Annotated in this window: 15 protein-coding genes and 1 tRNA gene; 6 read left to right on the top strand and 10 right to left on the bottom strand. The window is 65.3% G+C overall.

Features of this window, described 5'->3' with window-relative positions; all coding sequences use genetic code 11:
* Positions 1-13 precede the first annotated feature (13 nt).
* The 3 genes from M2337_RS08510 to M2337_RS08500 are packed head-to-tail and all read right to left on the bottom strand — an operon-like array spanning position 14 to position 2737.
* Positions 14-874 carry an SMP-30/gluconolactonase/LRE family protein gene (locus tag M2337_RS08510; RefSeq protein ID WP_264569868.1) on the bottom strand — a complete coding sequence of 287 codons (861 nt, stop codon included), beginning with the start codon at positions 872-874 and terminating at the stop codon, positions 14-16.
* A gap of 1 nt (position 875) precedes the next feature.
* The gene (locus M2337_RS08505; protein WP_264569867.1) at positions 876-1640 is read right to left on the bottom strand and encodes an SDR family NAD(P)-dependent oxidoreductase; all 765 of its coding nucleotides are present in this window, start codon (positions 1638-1640) and stop codon (positions 876-878) included.
* Positions 1637-2737, bottom strand: coding sequence for a fumarylacetoacetate hydrolase family protein (locus M2337_RS08500; RefSeq protein ID WP_264569866.1), 1101 nt, complete (start codon positions 2735-2737; stop codon positions 1637-1639). The genes M2337_RS08505 and M2337_RS08500 overlap by 4 nt, the downstream gene beginning before the upstream one ends.
* A gap of 142 nt (positions 2738-2879) precedes the next feature.
* On the opposite strand from M2337_RS08500, the gene M2337_RS08495 reads away from it, so the two are divergent.
* Entirely contained in the window at positions 2880-3890 is a 1011-nt protein-coding gene (locus tag M2337_RS08495) for a sugar kinase (RefSeq protein WP_264569865.1), read from the top strand.
* Between the two features lie 46 nt (positions 3891-3936).
* Positions 3937-4533 (top strand): 2-dehydro-3-deoxy-6-phosphogalactonate aldolase, encoded by a 597-nt coding sequence (locus tag M2337_RS08490; RefSeq protein WP_264572215.1) that lies wholly within the window; start codon positions 3937-3939, stop codon positions 4531-4533.
* Between the two features lie 217 nt (positions 4534-4750).
* Here the strand turns inward: M2337_RS08490 and M2337_RS08485 are convergent, their stop codons facing one another.
* Positions 4751-7216, bottom strand: coding sequence for a glycoside hydrolase family 9 protein (locus M2337_RS08485; protein WP_264588593.1), 2466 nt, complete (start codon positions 7214-7216; stop codon positions 4751-4753).
* Positions 7217-7537: 321 nt separating this feature from the next.
* Here M2337_RS08485 and M2337_RS08480 point away from each other — a divergent pair, with 321 nt between their 5' ends.
* The 4 genes from M2337_RS08480 (at position 7538) to M2337_RS08465 (ending at position 11282) form a co-directional block, all read left to right on the top strand.
* Complete coding sequence (locus M2337_RS08480; RefSeq protein WP_264569863.1) at positions 7538-8488, top strand: alpha/beta hydrolase; 951 nt, start codon at positions 7538-7540, stop codon at positions 8486-8488.
* 62 nt (positions 8489-8550) lie between these two features.
* Positions 8551-9255: an acetylxylan esterase gene (locus M2337_RS08475; protein ID WP_264569862.1), complete on the top strand. Its 705-nt coding sequence runs from the start codon at positions 8551-8553 to the stop codon at positions 9253-9255.
* 56 nt (positions 9256-9311) lie between these two features.
* Complete coding sequence (locus M2337_RS08470; protein ID WP_264569861.1) at positions 9312-10754, top strand: family 43 glycosylhydrolase; 1443 nt, start codon at positions 9312-9314, stop codon at positions 10752-10754.
* Positions 10755-10847: 93 nt separating this feature from the next.
* Complete coding sequence (locus tag M2337_RS08465) at positions 10848-11282, top strand: pyridoxamine 5'-phosphate oxidase family protein (RefSeq protein ID WP_264569860.1); 435 nt, start codon at positions 10848-10850, stop codon at positions 11280-11282.
* Positions 11283-11329: 47 nt separating this feature from the next.
* Here M2337_RS08465 and M2337_RS08460 read toward each other — a convergent pair whose 3' ends face one another.
* The 6 genes from M2337_RS08460 to trmD form a co-directional block, all read right to left on the bottom strand.
* Positions 11330-12328 carry an SdiA-regulated domain-containing protein gene (locus M2337_RS08460; protein WP_264569859.1) on the bottom strand — a complete coding sequence of 333 codons (999 nt, stop codon included), beginning with the start codon at positions 12326-12328 and terminating at the stop codon, positions 11330-11332.
* A gap of 179 nt (positions 12329-12507) precedes the next feature.
* Positions 12508-12584: transfer RNA gene (locus tag M2337_RS08455), tRNA-Arg, on the bottom strand.
* Positions 12585-12675: 91 nt separating this feature from the next.
* A complete protein-coding gene (locus tag M2337_RS08450; protein WP_264569858.1) occupies positions 12676-14238 on the bottom strand; it encodes an ABC transporter permease/substrate-binding protein in 1563 nt (520 codons plus the stop codon).
* 3 nt (positions 14239-14241) lie between these two features.
* Positions 14242-15036: an ATP-binding cassette domain-containing protein gene (locus M2337_RS08445; RefSeq protein ID WP_264569857.1), complete on the bottom strand. Its 795-nt coding sequence runs from the start codon at positions 15034-15036 to the stop codon at positions 14242-14244.
* Between the two features lie 186 nt (positions 15037-15222).
* On the bottom strand, positions 15223-15591 hold the full coding sequence (gene rplS, locus M2337_RS08440) for a 50S ribosomal protein L19 (protein WP_264569856.1): 369 nt from the start codon (positions 15589-15591) through the stop codon (positions 15223-15225).
* 42 nt (positions 15592-15633) lie between these two features.
* A complete protein-coding gene (trmD, locus tag M2337_RS08435; protein ID WP_264569855.1) occupies positions 15634-16335 on the bottom strand; it encodes a tRNA (guanosine(37)-N1)-methyltransferase TrmD in 702 nt (233 codons plus the stop codon).
* Positions 16336-16343: the final 8 nt, after the last annotated feature.

The raw sequence follows: 16343 nt of genomic DNA, 5'->3' as shown, positions 1-16343 counted from the left end.
GGCGTTTCTTCTGTCAAATATCTGCCGGGGTAACCGGCAATCCTGCAACCTTGGGATCGAATGCGAAAACGTGGCCGGCCAACGGCTGTGCCTCACGCGCGGCAGCATCCAGCCCCTTGTGCGCGGTGGTGGCATAGGCCGTGCGCAGATCCGGCCCTCCAAAGGCTATCTTGGTGACATTGGCGACCGGGAAGGAGATGGTCTGCATCAGCCGACCCTGCGGATCGTAGCGCCGCACGCCCCAGCCGCCGAACAAGGCGACCCACAGGCAGCCCTCACTATCCAGCACGGAGCCGTCGGGCCAGCCCGCACCATTCTCGATGGTGATGAACAGCTCGCCCGCGCCGACCGTGCCGTTCTCATCGACCGGGACTTTCCAGATTTTCCGGCCAAGCGTGTCGGTGTGATAAAGCGTGCGCCCATCTGCGCTGATGGCAGGGCCATTGGTGATCTCGACAGCAGGCACGACCGTGGCGGCGCACTGCCCGCCGGCGAGGCAATAGAGGCACCCGGTCTGGGCGGCTTCGCTGTCGTCCATGCTGCCGAACCACAGCCGCCCTTGAGTATCGGTGGCGGCGTCGTTCAGCCGATTGCCGGGCAGATGCGGCTCGGGATCGTGGAACAGCGAAAATGTGCCACTTTGCGGATCGAACCGATGCAGGCCGGTGCGCACGCCGGTCATCATGTCGCCGCTGCGCGTAGGCAACGCCCAGCCGATCTGGTCCGGCGCATCCCATACCGCCAGCGCGCCGGTGGTCGGCACATGGCGATACAGCCGGTGCCCTTTGATATCGACGAACCACAAGGCATCGTCCCACCAGACCGGCCCTTCGCCGAGCGTCATGCCCAGGGGAAGGATCGGCTCCGGCTGCATCTCAGCGCCAGCCTGCGTCGACGAAATATTCGTGCCCGCTGCACAGCGCGCCGTCATCGGAGGCGAGGAACAGCGCCAGCGCGGCGACATCGCGCGGCTGGATGCGGCGCGGGAGGCATTGCGCCTGCAGGATCTCCGCCTCACCTTCCGGCGTATACCACTGCTTCTGGCGGGGGGTATCGACATTGCCCGGCACGATGGCGGTCACGCGGATATTGTCGCCGCCCAGATCACGCGCCAGCGCGCGGGTCATGCCCTCCACGCCGGCCTTCGCGGTCTGGTAGAGCACCAACTCGGACATGCCGAGATGCCAGCTCACCGAGCCCAGATTGATGACGGCACCGCCGCCCCGCGCCCGCATCGCCGGAACCACGGCTTGCGCGGCGAAGAACTGGTGGCGCAGGTTGGTCGCCATGCGCTCGTCCCAATAATCGGCGGTCACCTCGTCATAGCGATGGCGGTCGTCATTGGCGGCATTGTTGACCAGCACGTCGAACCCGCCCATCTCGCTCTCCAGCGCGCGGACGGTCCGCTCCAGCTCGGCGACGTTGCGAAGGTCGCAATGGCGAAAGCGCGCGCCGCTCAGCGCACGCGCCAGATCGGCGCCGGCAATGTCGTTGAAGTCGAGGAAGGCGACATGCGCGCCCTGGCCCGCAAACGCCGCGACGATAGCCGCCCCGATCCCGGTCGCCCCACCGGTGACCAGCACGTTCTTGCCCGCCAGGCTGGGATAGACGGCGTATTGTGTTTGCTCAGACTTGTTCATGCCGATTCCAGAAGACCGCGCCGCTGCAGATTTGCGTAGAAGGCGCCAATACCCAGCTGCCAGGGTGGTGCATCGCGCGAGGTGACGACCCGATTGACCAGGCGCCCGAGCTTATCGGACGCGATGGTGACAACATCGCCCACCTTGTGGGTGAAGCCACGCCCCGGCTCGTCGCGGTCCTGCACGGGCGCGAATAGCGTGCCGAGGAACAGCGCAAAGCCATCGGGATATTGATGCTCGCTCAACGTCTGGCGCACCAAATCGAGCGGATCGCGGCTGATCTCCGCCATGTTGCTCACGCCTTCGAGCACGAACCCATCCTCTCCGGCGATGGTCAGCCGCACTGCGGCACGGCGCACATCATCGATGCTGAAGCTGTCATCGAACAATCGCACCAGCGGGCCGATGGAACAGGAGGCGTTATTGTCCTTGGCCTTACCGAGCAGCAGGGCCGAGCGGCCCTCGAAATCGCGCAGATTGACGTCATTGCCCAGCGTCGCGCCGACGACGGCGCCGAGGCTGTCCGCCAGTAGCACGATCTCCGGCTCGGGGTTGTTCCACGCAGAATCCGAACGGATGCCGATCACGGCGCCCGGCCCGACAGTGGAGAGCACCGGCGACTTGGTGAACACCTCCGCATCCGGGCCGATGGCGACCTCCAGATATTGCGACCACAGCCCGTCCTCGATCAGCGCCTCCTTGAGAGAGGCGGCTTCCGGCGTACCGGGCTGGACGGAGCGGATTTGTCCGCCAATGCGCGACTCAAGCCGCTCGCGGATCGAGGCCGCCCGGCTCCAGTCGCCCCGCGCCCGCTCCTCGATCACCCGCTCGATGGCGGACAAAGCGAAGGTCACGCCGCAAGCCTTGACGCATTGCAAATCGACGGGGCTGAGCAAGCGCGTGGATGCAGGATCGAAACGGCCCAGCGACGTGCCGCCAGCGCCTGAAAAATCGCCGCTTTCTACAAGGGCCGAGACGGTCGGCCAGACGTGCGCCATATCGAGCAGTTCGCCCTGGCGGACGAGCACGGGGCTCGGGCCATCGCCAAAATCGGCTCGCCCCAGAAACATGCCCTCTTCCCAATCGACGGGCAGCATCGGGCCGGACTCTTCTGGATGTATCACTTCCTCTCCCTCGCCCCCCGAGGGCGCCCCTGTGTGTTAGCGCTATCAAGAGCTATTGCGCTTGTTTGTCAAGAGGGGCTACTCCTGTGCCTCTAACGCGTTGACAAGAGACACGATGACACCCGGCCCCATCCTCTGTTTCGGCGAACTGCTGCTCCGCCTCTCCGCCGTACCCGGCGAGAGCCTGTTCCAGAGCGAGCGGCTGGATGCGCGATTCGTTGGCGCGGAAGCCAATGTCGCAGTGGCGCTGGCGCGGCTGGGCGTGCCGAGCGCGTTTCTCACCGCGCTACCGCCGGGGCCGGTCGGCGATGCAGCGCTGGACGCATTGCGCCGGCCCGGCGTGGACGTGCGCCATCTGCAGCGCGCGCCCGGGCGGATGGGGCTATTCTATCTCATGCCGGGGAGCGGCCTGCGCGCACCCGCGATCAGCTATGATCGCGCCGGCAGCAGCTTCGCGATCACCCCCGCCGAGCGTTGTGACTGGGCCGCGGCGCTGGAGGGCGTGGCCATGCTGCATCTTTCCGGCATCATCCCCGCCCTTGCGCCTGAGGCCCACAAATTGTCCTTCGCGGCGATGGCGGCGGCAAAGGCTGCTGGTATCCCGATCTCCTTCGACGGGAATTTCCGCGCGACGCTGTGGGAAAGCTGGTGCGACAATCCCGCGCCGATCCTCGCCCGCCATGTCGAGATGGCCGATCTGTTCTTCGGCAGCGCGCGGGACATTGCGATGCTGCTCGGCCAGTCCTTCGATGCGCAGGACGTGGACAGACGCCGCGCCGCAGCCGAGGCAGCCTTCGCGCGCTTCCCCAATCTGCGCCACATCGCCTCCACCCATCGCGTGGTCACCCATGCCGGGCTCCATCACCTTTGCGCCCGCCTCGATACACCGGATGACAGCTTCGAGACGCAAGTTGTTGAAGTCGCTGGGATCGTCGACCGGATCGGCACCGGGGACGCATTCGCCGCCGGTGTGATCGCGCATATCGATGCCGGCATCGCCACCGCAGCCGAGCGCGGTCTGGCGCTCTGTGTGCTCAATCATTTCGTTCATGGCGATTTCAGCCCGATCAGCGCGGAGGAACTCGCCGCATTCCACCCCGGCCAAACCGGCGACGTCCGCCGATGAGAAAGCGAGCATCCCTGTGACACAGTGGTTCGATCAGATCGCCGACATGCCGCTTGTGGCGATCCTGCGCGGCCTCACCCCCGAGGAGGCGCCCGCCATCGGGGCGGCGCTCATCGAGGCGGGCCTGCGCTGCATCGAGGTGCCGCTCAATTCGCCCCGCCCGCTGGAGAGCATCGCCGCCCTCGCCCGCCTGCCCGGCGGCGCGCTGATCGGGGCCGGTACCGTGCTGAGCGTGGACGCGGTCGTTCAGGTCGCGCAGGCGGGCGGGCGCGTCATCGTCTCGCCCAACATGAACCCGCAGGTGATCCGCCGCACCAAGGCGCTCGGCCTGCTTTCCATGCCCGGCATCGCAACCCCGAGCGAGGCCTTCGCCGCTATCGATGCTGGCGCCGATGCGCTCAAGCTCTTCCCCGCCGAGATGCACAGCCCGGCGGCGCTCAAGGCAATGAAGGCGGTGCTGCCCGCCGACATTCCGGTGCTGGTGGTGGGCGGCATCGGGCCGGACAATATGGCCACATGGCGCAGCGTTGGTGCGGCTGGGTTCGGCATTGGATCATCGATCTATCAGCCCGGGCTGGACGCAGCACAGGTCCGCCAGCGGGCCGATGCCATGGTGGCAGCTTGGCGCGCGCTCGAGAACTGAGCGCCTGTGGGGGGCGTGTCACGCAAGCGCTGACTGACAGATAACTGCTGGGTTTGACACCCCACCCCCACCCCGGGCTTGACCCGGGGTCCAGCTTTCTTTCCAGACCGACCTCCCGCCACGATCTTGCCGGGCGAAACGGGCGCCCCAAAAATGTTAGCTGGACGCCGGGTCAAGCCCGGGGTGACGGTTGAAGGGCGGTCGGTCTCAGCCCTGATTACCGCTCCGGGTTCGCCAACTCATGCGCAGCGTTCGCCAGTTCGATAAATCCTGCACCGGCGGAGATCACATATTCATTCTGTCCCCAGAAGAACGGCCAGTCCTCATGGTTCTCCGGAAAATCCGGTTTGATGATCAGCGCACCCGGGACCACGCCGCCGGCGATGAAGCTGAAGTCCGCACGATTGGTGCCATAGGCCACTTCCTTGGATCGCGCGCCCACCGCCGAGACGAAGGAGATGTCCGAGCCGGAATGGTTGCCGAGCAGATAGTCGATGCTGCGGAACACCGCATCGGGCTTCACGATCGCTGGAAAAGCCTTGTGCAGCGCATAAGCGGCGAGGCCATAGTCGATCACGCCTTCATTCCCCGCCCAGCCGCCTTCCGAGATCGGCACGCCATAGGGATTGGCGGCGGCGATCTTGTCGCTCTGCGCGGCCCATTGCCGCACGAGCGGCTCCATCGCCGTGCGATAGGAAGGTGGCATGAACGGCAGGGCTTCTGTCGCCAGCGCGGCCTGAAAGCCGAAGAATTTTGAGACGGACGGCCACAGCGCCTCGATCTGTGCCACGTAGCGCTTGTCGCGCGTGGTCTTGAGCAATTGCACGGCGGCCGCAAACTGCTCGGCTTCGAGCGGCCCGCCGGTCGTATTGCCATGCTGGAAGACATAAGGCGGATGGCTCTGCTCCTCGGCCCACACCCGCGTCGCGATGGCCAGTGCCTTGGCGGAGAGCGCCGGGTCCAGCGTCTTGAGGGCGCGACTGGCCGCAGCCAGCGCCGCGATCGAGCCGTAATTGAGCGCCGAGGACCGGCTGGTGAACGCCCAGCGATCATCGGGCGTGCCGCTGCGGTCTCCCTTCACCTCATAAGGCTTGAGCGCCGGATCATAAATCTTGCCGTCGGTCTTGGTCACAGCGTCGCCAAGATGCGTGTACTGCCCCACATCCGGCTCCACGATGCCGTGGATCGCATGGCCCACCGCATCGAATTGCGCGACGAGCTGGAGCGTGCCGTGGCGGATCTGCTGAAGCAGGTCGGGCTGACCATCGGGCACATGGATTTCGACGCGCCGTGTGGCATCGTCCACGCTCATCGTGTCGCGATCCAGCCCGAAGCTCTCCCAACTGCGCACCATGGAGCGGATCACGGCATATTGGGTCTGCGTGCGGATGTCATAGTCGCCGGCATCGTACCATCCGCCGATGTTAAGGCCGGGAATATGCTCGCCGGGCTTGAAGCGCGTATCGGTGGTCGGCCCCTGCGCATAGAGGTCGATATGCTCATGATTGAGCGGCGCCTGCCGCGCATCGTCCTTGTGGGATTCGCCGTGCCAGACCCGATAGGCCTCGTTAACGGTCACATGGTCCATCGCCACGGGGAAGTAGACGTCGAGCGTTGGGTGCCAGGCATCGGCGAACAGATCCTGCGCGATGCGGAACGGCGCCGTCTTGCTGTCGCCATAGGCCAGCCGATAGAGGCCCGGCGCGCGCACGGTGCTGAAGTCGAAACGCAGATAGCGATAGCGCAGATAATCCCCCGCTTCAGTCGGCGTGCCGCTGAGAACGGGCACCTCCTGCCCCGAAGGCTCGACGCGCAGAAGGGTCGCTTGGGCCCGACGGGTGTCGGCGCGATCGATCTCGATCGTCGCGACCTTCGCCTGCCCCGGCGTGTAGCCTAGCTGCGAATGGCCGATGGACGGCGGCCGCAGCCAGCCGGGCGTGCTGGTCGGCGAGAGGGTCCACTGCACCACCACGCCCGTCTTGCCCGCCGGCAGCAGCGACCGCAGGACGAACCAGCCATTCTGCGCCTGATTGCGCCCATCATACAGCGCGATAGGCGTCTGCGAGCGGAGGCGGACCCGGCGCGCGGCATCGGACGGCGCGAGGACGATGTCACTGCCCTGAGTCAGAGGGAGCGGTTCGGCACCGGGGCCATCGCTGCGTCCGCTCGCAGGATTACGCTCCGGCGTCCGCACCATCGCGCTGGCCGGATAACGTGGGAAGGCGCCGGCCTTGCCATCCACCATGAAGGCATTGTGGTAGTAAGCCGAGGGCAGGAACTCCAAATTCAGCCCCGCCTTGCCCACCAGCGCCGCCGGCAAGGCGCGCGGCAATTCGACGGTCAGGAGAAGGTCGGCGCCGCGCGGAACGGCGCGGATGATGTAGCGGAAATCATGCTCGGGATATTCCAGAACGGCCTCGATGGTGCCGGTCCGCGCATCAACCTTGCGTTCGATCATCCGCCCGATGGCATTCCACTGGCCCGGCGTGGCGGAGAGGCGGACATCGCCATTGGTGGCGATCCGCTTGTCCTGCTGGATGATCTCGACCCCGCTGATCTTCGAGTCGGCGAACAGCCCGTCATACCAGTTGCTGAACACCAGCACATTGGCGGCCGGCGCCTCGAAATAGCCGGAATCGCCAAGTCGCAGGGCCGGTTCCTCGCCATGCGCAGCGGGCATCATCGAAGCCATAAAAACTACGACAAAAGATCCAAGCAAAGTCGCGCGCCGCATCCATCCCTCCTGATTTTGTTAACGCTAACATAATGATGAAATTTTCAGATTGGCAACAAAATTGCGCAATAACTTGGGCTTACAGACCGCCCAGCACCGCTCAGCGATTGAAACTACGCGCTATTTTTGTCTGACAAGTTGACGTTTGAAGAAATCGACGATTATCCTGCCGCCGTCGCATCGGGGGACTCGCAGGTTCGCCGCAATGTCGTATCGAGAAGCAGGCAGGCGGTCGGCCTATCGACCGCCGCTGAACCGGGGAGGAAAGTCTTGAACATCTCGATTCGTCATGCGTCCGTTCGCACCGTGCTGTCCGCGCTGGCTCTCGCCGCCTTGTTTCCTGCCACCCTGTCTCCTGCCGCCGCGCAGGATGCGACCGTTACCGCCATTCCCGCGCCGGCCGAACCCGGCGCCATTCCGCTCGGCACCGGGCCGGTCAAAGGCGCCACCGCGGCTGAAAGCTGGTTCCGCCAATATGGCGTGCCGATGGCGCGCAATGTCTCCACCGCCACGCTCACACCGGTGCTGCCGGCACCCGGCAAGGCCAATGGCACCGCCGTCATCGTCGCGCCGGGCGGCGCCTTCCTGCTGCTCTCGATGGAGAATGAAGGCTGGCGGGTCGCCCGCGCTCTGGCCGACCGGGGCATCACGGCTTTCGTGCTCAAATATCGGCTGAAGCCCACGCCGCCCGCGCTTGCCGATTTCGACCGCCAGTTGCGCGCTGCCTTCGCCAATGTCGGCCGGGCTGAGACGCGCTCGAGCCCCGACGAGGCCGTGGCCGGCCTGCCGGAACAGATCGCCGATGCCGTCGCCGCGATCACGCTCGTGCGCGCACGGTCCGCCGAGTGGGGCATCGACCCCAAGCGCGTCGGCATGATGGGTTTTTCAGCCGGGGCCATGACGACGATGGTCACCACCCTCGCCCGTCCCGATCTCGATCTTGCATTCATCGCGCCCATTTACGGCTCGATGGAGCGGGTGACCGTGCCCGCCAACGCGCCGCCGCTGTTCGGCGTCATCGCCTCGGATGATCCGCTGTTCGCCAAAAAGGGCTTCGGCCTGCTCGATGCCTGGCAGGAGGCCGGCAAACCGGTCGAATTCCACCTCTACGAGCGCGGCGGCCATGGCTTTGGCCTCGGCAAGGAAGGCACGACCAGCACCGGCTGGCTGGATGCCTTCATAGCATGGCTGGACATGCACGGGCTGCTCAAACCGTCCTGACCTGCCCCGCAGGTCTCTTTCCGGGCTGCACGCTCCGCAGCCCGCCCCATGAAGGAATGACCATGATCGCGTCCAAGGCCATATCCCATGTGCGTTTCTGCCTCGCCCCGCTGGTCCTGTTGGGCACCCTGCAGGGTGTCGCAAGCGCGGCGGAGGGCGCGGCCACCCTCGCGCCCTATTTCACGCCAGCCGGACGCGTCCCGGCCAGACCGGATGGGGACGGGTTCATCCGCCGCTGGCTGATCCTGGAGCCGATCAACAAGCCCAACCGCACCAATTCGGTCTTCACCGGCAGCTATGTGCGCAAGACGCTGACCGCCTATCCCTTCCCCACCCAGACCGCCGGTGTTCCCCGCGCTGGTGAGACCGTGACCGTGGAAGGGCAGACGCTCACCTGGCACGCGCTCGATGCCACCGCGTTCGACGTCAAGCTGTTCAATTTCGCCCAGTCGCTGGACAAGACCAAATATGGCGTGATCTTCCATGTCGCGACCGTGGTGGACAGCCCGCGCGACATGGAAGTGCGCATAGCCGTCGGCTCCAACTCCGCCTCCATGTGGTGGGTCAACGGGGTAGAGACGGCGGTACTGTTCAACGATCGCCGCATGGTGATGGATGATGTCGTCTCGCGCCGCATCACACTGAAAAAGGGCCGCAACATCATTCGGGGCGCGGTCATCAACGGGCCGGGCCTGAGCGACTATTGCGTGCGCTTCATCGATGCGGCCGGGCACGGCGTTACCGATCTGGCGGTGACCACGCTGTAACCGGGCCGCGCCCGAGGCTCTTCCCCTTTCCTTTTTGATCCTTCCGAGGTGATCGCATGAACCGCACCATCGCAGCCACCGGCCTCGCCCTTGCTCTCCTGATCCAGAGCCCCGCCAGCGCGCAGCTTGAAGGCGAGCCCTATATCCACGATCCGTCCACCATCACTCTCTCGGACGGCAAATATTACACGTTCGGCACCGGTAAGGACGGCTTGGTCTCCGAAGATGGCTGGACGTGGCACAGCGGCGGCAATCGGCCGGGCGGCGGCGTGGCGCCGGATGTCATCAAGATCGGCGATCGCTATTATGTCTCCTACGCCGTTGGCGGCGGCGGCATGTCCGGCGGCCATGCCAGCGACGTGAAGATCATGTGGACCAAGTCGCTCGATCCCGCCTCCCCCGATTTTGGCTATCATGAGGTGGGCACGGTCGCCTCCAGCGATGGCAAGGAAAATCTCGACGCCATCGATCCGGCTTTCCTCTATGTCGATGGCCGGCTTTGGCTGAGCTATGGCACCTATTTCGGCGCGATCCAGATGATCGAGCTGGACCCGGCCACCGGCGCGCGCAAGGCCGGCAACAAGGCGGTGGATATCGCCATCGACATGGAAGCGACTGCCCTGCTCCACCGCGATGGCTGGTATTATCTGCTCGGCACGCACGGCACCTGCTGTGACGGCCCCAATTCCACCTACCACATCCGCGTCGGCCGCTCGCGCGATCCGCTTGGGCCTTATGTGGATCATATGGGCATTCCCCTGCTCAAGGGCGGCGGCAAGATGGTCGTCAACGCGCGCGGGCGGGACATCGGCCCCGGCCACTTCGGGCAGATCGACCTGGGCGAAGGGGTCGAGAAGTTCTCGATGCACTATGAGATCGACATGAACCGGGGCCGCAGCGTGCTCGGCATCCGCCCCCTGCTGTGGAAGGATGGCTGGCCCGTCGCGGGCGACAATATCGCCGAGGGCACCTACGAGATCGAGGCCGAGCGCAGCGGCTATGCCCTCCAGCTTGCCGCCGACTTCGTGCGGATCGATTTCGACGCCCGCCGCAGCTTCTTCGCCCCGCCCGGCACACCGCCTGTCAACGTACCCGACCAGACCTTGGTGCAGGTCGAACCCGGCTGGCCGGACGGAGCCGTGCCCGTCGATATGGGCGACTATATGGTCCGCCCCCAGCAGCTTTGGACGGTCGCCCCCGTGCCGGGCGCCGGCGGCGTAATGGGTGCGCCTTATTACAAGATCGTCATCGCCGGCACGCAACGGGCGCTTGCGGCGACGGCCACAGGTGAGGTGGAAGCGGTGCCGGCCTTCACCGGGGCGCCCGAGCAGCTCTGGCGGATCGACCAGCTCACCGACGGCACTTACCGGATCATGCCGAAGGCGACGCCCGGCACGGGCGAAGCACGTGCGCTCGTTGCCATCGGCGGTACTACGCCGGCGCTGGTCAAGTTCGATCCCGAGAGTCCGGCCGGCCGCTGGACGTTCAAGAAGCCCTGAAGATCAGCGTCAGGCGACCCGACGCAACCTTAAGCCATCATGATCCGTTGGAGGAGACCGGACGCTCTCGTCCGGCTTCTTCAGGAGGCCCCAATGGCTGACATGACGCTCGATGACCTGTCCGAGAAGATGGGCAAGATCGATTTCGGGATGCTCTCCACGCGCACGGAGGGCGGCGCGCTGGCAAGCCGGCCGATGAGCAACAATGGTGAGGTCGCCTGGCGCGGCGACAGCTTCTTCTTCACCTATGAGGCGGCGCGCACCATCGCGGATATCGAGCGCGACCCCGAGGTCGGCCTCACCTTCACCGGCGCGGTCGGCCTGCTGGGCGGACCGCCGCTGTTCATCGCCGTCGAGGGTCGCGCGGAGCTGATCCGGGACAAGGGGCGCTTCGCCGAGCATTGGAACAAGGATCTCGAACGGTGGTTCGAGCAGGGCATCGACACACCCGATCTGGTCATGATCCAGGTCCGCGCCCGTCGCATCCATTATTGGAACGGCAGCGACGAGGGGGAAGTCCCTCTCTGATCTAAGCGGGCGCCGCGGTCTGCCCGCGACGCCCGTTCCCGCTGCGTTTAGCTGAAAGCGAGTGCAACCTTGCGCCGCCGCATGGTGCTGCCGATCAGCGCGAAGCCGCCCAGCATCATCGCCCAGGTCGCCGGCTCCGGCACCGATCCGGCATAGCTGAGCTTCACGAGATAGGACTGGTTCGGCCCATCACCATCGTCGCTCACAAGGTAGATGTTACCGGCATCGTCGAGGGTCAGGCCCTCGAACTTGCCGCCCTGATTGGCCGGGTCGACCAGCGACTTGAAGCCGGAGAGATCATAGCTGCTCACGATCTGGCCGGCCTGCGTCACCTCGAGCAGGTTGAATGAGCGGCCGCTGAGGATGAGCAGATTGTCGCCGAACGGCGTCGCGGAGAAGATGCCGTTGGAGAGCACCGCGATGTCGGAAAGCCGATCGAGGCCCGGCAGCGCCGCAATATCGAACAGTTCGGTGACCGTCGCCGTCTCCGTGCCGAAATTGGCGCCGGAGATCTTCCAGATCGTCTCGGGGCTGCGTTCTTTCACGCCGAAAAAGTCGCCAGTCACCTTGTTGTAGGCAATGCCCTCCAGGCCGCTATTGCCGGCATCGGGGCCGACGCTGATCGTCGGCGCATCCGGATAGGCGGTGTAGGTACGGGTTGTGCCGTCCACGCCAGTCTGGCTGAGCAGCGCGATATCCTGATAGCGCTCTTCGGCGACGACATATTGGCCGTTGCCCACATAAGCGAGGCCCTCGGCATCGCATTGCGAACTGCCGAGCGAGAGGCAGCCGGAGAGGCTGATCGTCGCGGTCTTGTTGCCGTTCAGATCATATTCGCCCCAGATGTTCGTGCCGTCATCCTCTTCCTCATCATTGGTGACCATCAGCGTGCGCGTGTCCCAGTTATAAGCAACCGCGCTGGCTTCCTTGGTGTCGATCGCTTTGCTGAAGCCGACGACATAATTGTCGAGCAGGCCAGCCGCGTGGGAAGACGCAGCAGAAAAGGCGAACATCGCAATGCCCGCGCGCAGAAACATCATCTTCATGGCAACCTCCGAATCATGCCCTCCCCCATGGAGGTCGCCCGCCTATCGGAGGCGCGAATGACAGGATGATTACATTTCATTAACCATGATGCTGGCGGCGGAAGAGACCGCACCAGATCGGGACACCCGAAGGTGATCGAAAGGCTGCATCACAAGCAGCGATCAAAATTGTGAGATTTTGGTGCACCCGACTGGATTCGAACCAGTGGCCTTTGCCTTCGGAGGGCAACGCTCTATCCAGCTGAGCTACGGGTGCGTGGAAAGGTCCGCTATCAGTTTTGATGCAGCCGGCCAAGAGCAAAGGTAGGCCGCCCTCCGATTATTGGCGGGCGATGATTGGGGCGCGATTATTGGTCGCTCGGCGCTGCCTCTTTCTCCATCAGCCACCGGGCAGCGACGGCGGGGGCAACCGGGCGATCCGGGCGGTCGACCATCAGATTGGCCGCGCGCATCCGCTCGACCGGAATGGCGCCGATCAGCGGTTTGAGCGCCGCCATCAGCCGCGCATCCGTCTCGCGGCCAGGCGCCACCATCACGATCGCGTCATAGGGCGGGATGCGCTCCAGCGGGTCTGCGAGCACCAGCAGATTGTCCGCTGCGATGCGCCCGTCGCTTGAAAAGGCGGAGATCACATCGACATCCCCATCCTTCACCGCGCGATATAGGAAGGTGGATTGATACTCACGCGTCCGTGCGAAGCGCAGGCCGTAGCCCTCGGTCAGCGACGTCCAGTCCGGCCGCGTGAAGAACTCGAAATCGCCGCCCATGACAAAGCGCGGGGCGTAGGGCGCGAGGTCGGCAATCGAGCGGATGCCGAGTTGCTGCGCCTTGTCGGCCCGCATCGCCAGCGCATAGGCATTCTCAAAGCCAAGCGGACCGACCAGCGTCACGCCATGTTCGCGCTTCAGCCATTCCGCCATCTGGGCCAGCATCGCGGCGCGCCCGGGCTGATCGGTACGGCCCATCACATTGGCCCAGACCGTGCCGGAATAATCGACATAGACGTCCACATCGCTCTGCGCGAGTGCCCGGAAGACCACCGCCGATCCCAGCCCGCTGCGCACGGTGGCCGTGCCGCCCTCATCCGCCAGCCGCTGGCCGATAAGATCGGCCAGGATATATTGCTCGGTGAAATTCTTGGCGCCGATGACGTACCCGCCCTTCGTTGCCGGGGCGAACACGCTGGCCGCGGCCGTCGCGATACCGAGGCACAGGATCAGCGCGCCCGCCCAGATGCGCCGGCGCGCGCGGCGGGCGATCCCCGTCTCAATCAAGCCGAGCAGTTGATCCACGGCCAGCGCCAGCGCCGCAGAGACGCCGCAGCCGAACAGCACCCACACCCAATTCTCGGTCTGGAGGCCGGAGAAGATATAATTGCCGAGGCTCGTCTGCCCGACCGGCGTTGCCAGCGTAGCGGTGCCGATCACCCAGACGGCGGCGGTCCGCACCCCCGCCATCGCGACCGGGGCGACCAGCGGCATCTCCACCTGCCAGAGGCGTTGCTGATCGGTCATGCCGACGCCATGCGCCGCCTCGATCAGCGCCGGATCGAGCGTGGTGATGCCGGTGACGATGTTCCGCACGATCGGCAGCATGGAGTAAAGGGTCAGCGCCAGCAGCGCCGGCAGGAAGCCGAGCGCCGAGAAGCCCTGCCCGGTCAGCCGCAAAGAGAGCAGGGAGAGCGCCAGCAATAGGGGGTAGAACAGCGCCATCAGAGCCAGCCCCGGTATGGTCTGCACGAGGCTGACGAAGGAAAGGACCGGCCAGCGCAGTCGCGCGCTGCGGCTTGCGGCGATGGCCAGCGGCAGGCTGAGCAGGATGCCCAGCCCCAGCGCGGCCGCGCTCAGCAGCACATGAAAGCCCAGATATTCCGGGAGCACGCGCAGCGCGCTGGAGAGGGAGCTGTCCATCGCTCAGCCGGTCCCGTCCGGCCCGACGGCGATCAGGCGGCGGACCTGTTCGGCCTGCCGCATAGGCATCGCCATCAGCGCGCGCACGGCCTCGTTGGGCGGATCGGTCAGCAGCCGGTGCGGGGTATCGTCGGCAATGATCCGACCGCCCTCCAGCATGACGATCCGGTCGGCGAGCAGCACGGCCTCGAAGACGTCATGGGTCACCAGCACGGTGGTGAGGCCCAGCGTCTCGTGCAGGCGGCGGCAGGCGCGGCCGAGCGTGTCGCGGGTGATCGGGTCGAGCGCCCCGAACGGCTCGTCCATCAGCAAGATGCCGGGCCTTGCCGCCAGCGCTCGCGCGATCCCGACCCGCTGCCGCTGACCGCCCGAGAGCGCATCAGGCATGCGCACGCCATAATCCTCGGGCAGTTCGACCAGCGCCAGCAGCTCGGCCACGCGGCGGGCGACATCCTGCGCCGGCCAGCCGAGCAGGCGCGGCGTCAGGCCGATATTCTCGGCGACGCTCAGATGCGGAAACAGGCCGATGCCCTGAAACACATAGCCGATCTCCCGCCGCACTTCATAAGCGGGCCGGTCATTCACCGGCTCGCCGTGGATGCGGACGATACCGCTGTCCGGCTCGATCAGCCGGTTGATGCATTTGAGCAGCGTCGTCTTGCCAGAGCCGGAGGCGCCCACGAGCGCCACGAAGCTGCCCGCTCCAATGTGCAGATCGACATCGTGCGTGGCGAAGGTCCGACCGCCATCGAAACTCTTGGCAACGCTCTCCAGCGCGATTGCATCGGCTTGGCTCATCGGGGCATGATGGCGGCGCCTGGCGAGAATAGAAAGCGAACTTTCCCCGGCCCGCCGCAAATGCGGCGCGATGCCAGCATCCCACAAACGAAAACGGAGGCCCTTAGGCCTCCGCTCACATCATCCCGCGGGATGATCGCTCGCCATCGCCTGATGGCTTTGGGCGCGTCACCACGCCCATAAGGCTTATGCCTCGTCGCGGGTGTCGCGACGCTCGGCGATACGCGCACGCTTGCCGGTGCGGCCACGCAGATAATAGAGCTTGGCGCGACGCACGACGCCCTTGCGGACGACCGTGACGCTGTCGACGTTCGGCGAGTAGAGCGGGAACACGCGCTCAACACCCTCACCGAAGCTGATCTTGCGCACGGTGAAATTGGAGCCCATGCCCTTGTTCGAACGCGCGATGCACACGCCCTCGAAGTTCTGGACGCGGGTGCGGTCGCCTTCGACGACCTTCACGCCCACGCGCAGCGTGTCGCCCGGACGGAAATCCGGAATATCCTTGGAGATAGCGGCAATGTTTTCCGCCTCGATGGTCTGCAGCAGGTTCATCTGTCCTGTCTTCCTTCGTCTGCGTCGCGCGCCAGAGGCAGGTCAGTCCCGAGCGTTCCTGTAACGCTCCCAGAGGTCCGGCCTGCGTAACCGTGTGTCATCCTCCGCCCGTTGTTTCCGCCAGGCGGCGATCTTCGCATGATCCCCCGATCGCAACACTTCAGGGATCATACACCCTTCCCACTCAGCAGGTCGGGTATATTGCGGATATTCAAGGAGGCCGTTCTCGAACGACTCCTCGACACCGCTAGAAGCCGCGCCCATTACGCCGGGAAGCAAGCGAATGCAAGCATCCAGCAGCATGAAAGCGCCGATTTCTCCGCCCGAGAGGATGATGTCGCCCATCGACACCTGCTCGATCGGCCGCCCTTCGAACAGGCGTTCGTCAAAGCCTTCGAAGCGCCCGCACAGAATCGTGACGCCCGGCCCCTCGGCCAGCGTACGAACCCGCGCCTGCGTGATCGGCGTGCCGCGCGGCGTCATTGCCAGCACCGGCAGATCCGGGCGCGCATCGAGCGCATGATCGACAGCGCGTGCCAGCACATCGGCGCGCAGCACCATGCCTGCCCCGCCGCCTGCCGGCGTATCGTCCACGCTCTTGTGCTTGTCCGTCGCGAAGTCGCGGATCTGGATGGGTGCGCAGGACCACGCCCCCTCCCCCAGCGCCCGACCGGCAAGCGAAATGCCGAGCGGCCCCGGAAACATCTCCGGATACAAAGTGAGGATCTGTGCGGTGAAGGTCATGATTGAAA

Source organism: Sphingobium sp. B2D3A (genome assembly GCF_025961795.1).
Taxonomy (GTDB): Bacteria; Pseudomonadota; Alphaproteobacteria; order Sphingomonadales; family Sphingomonadaceae; genus Sphingobium.
This window is presented reverse-complemented; position numbering and strand designations above follow the sequence as displayed.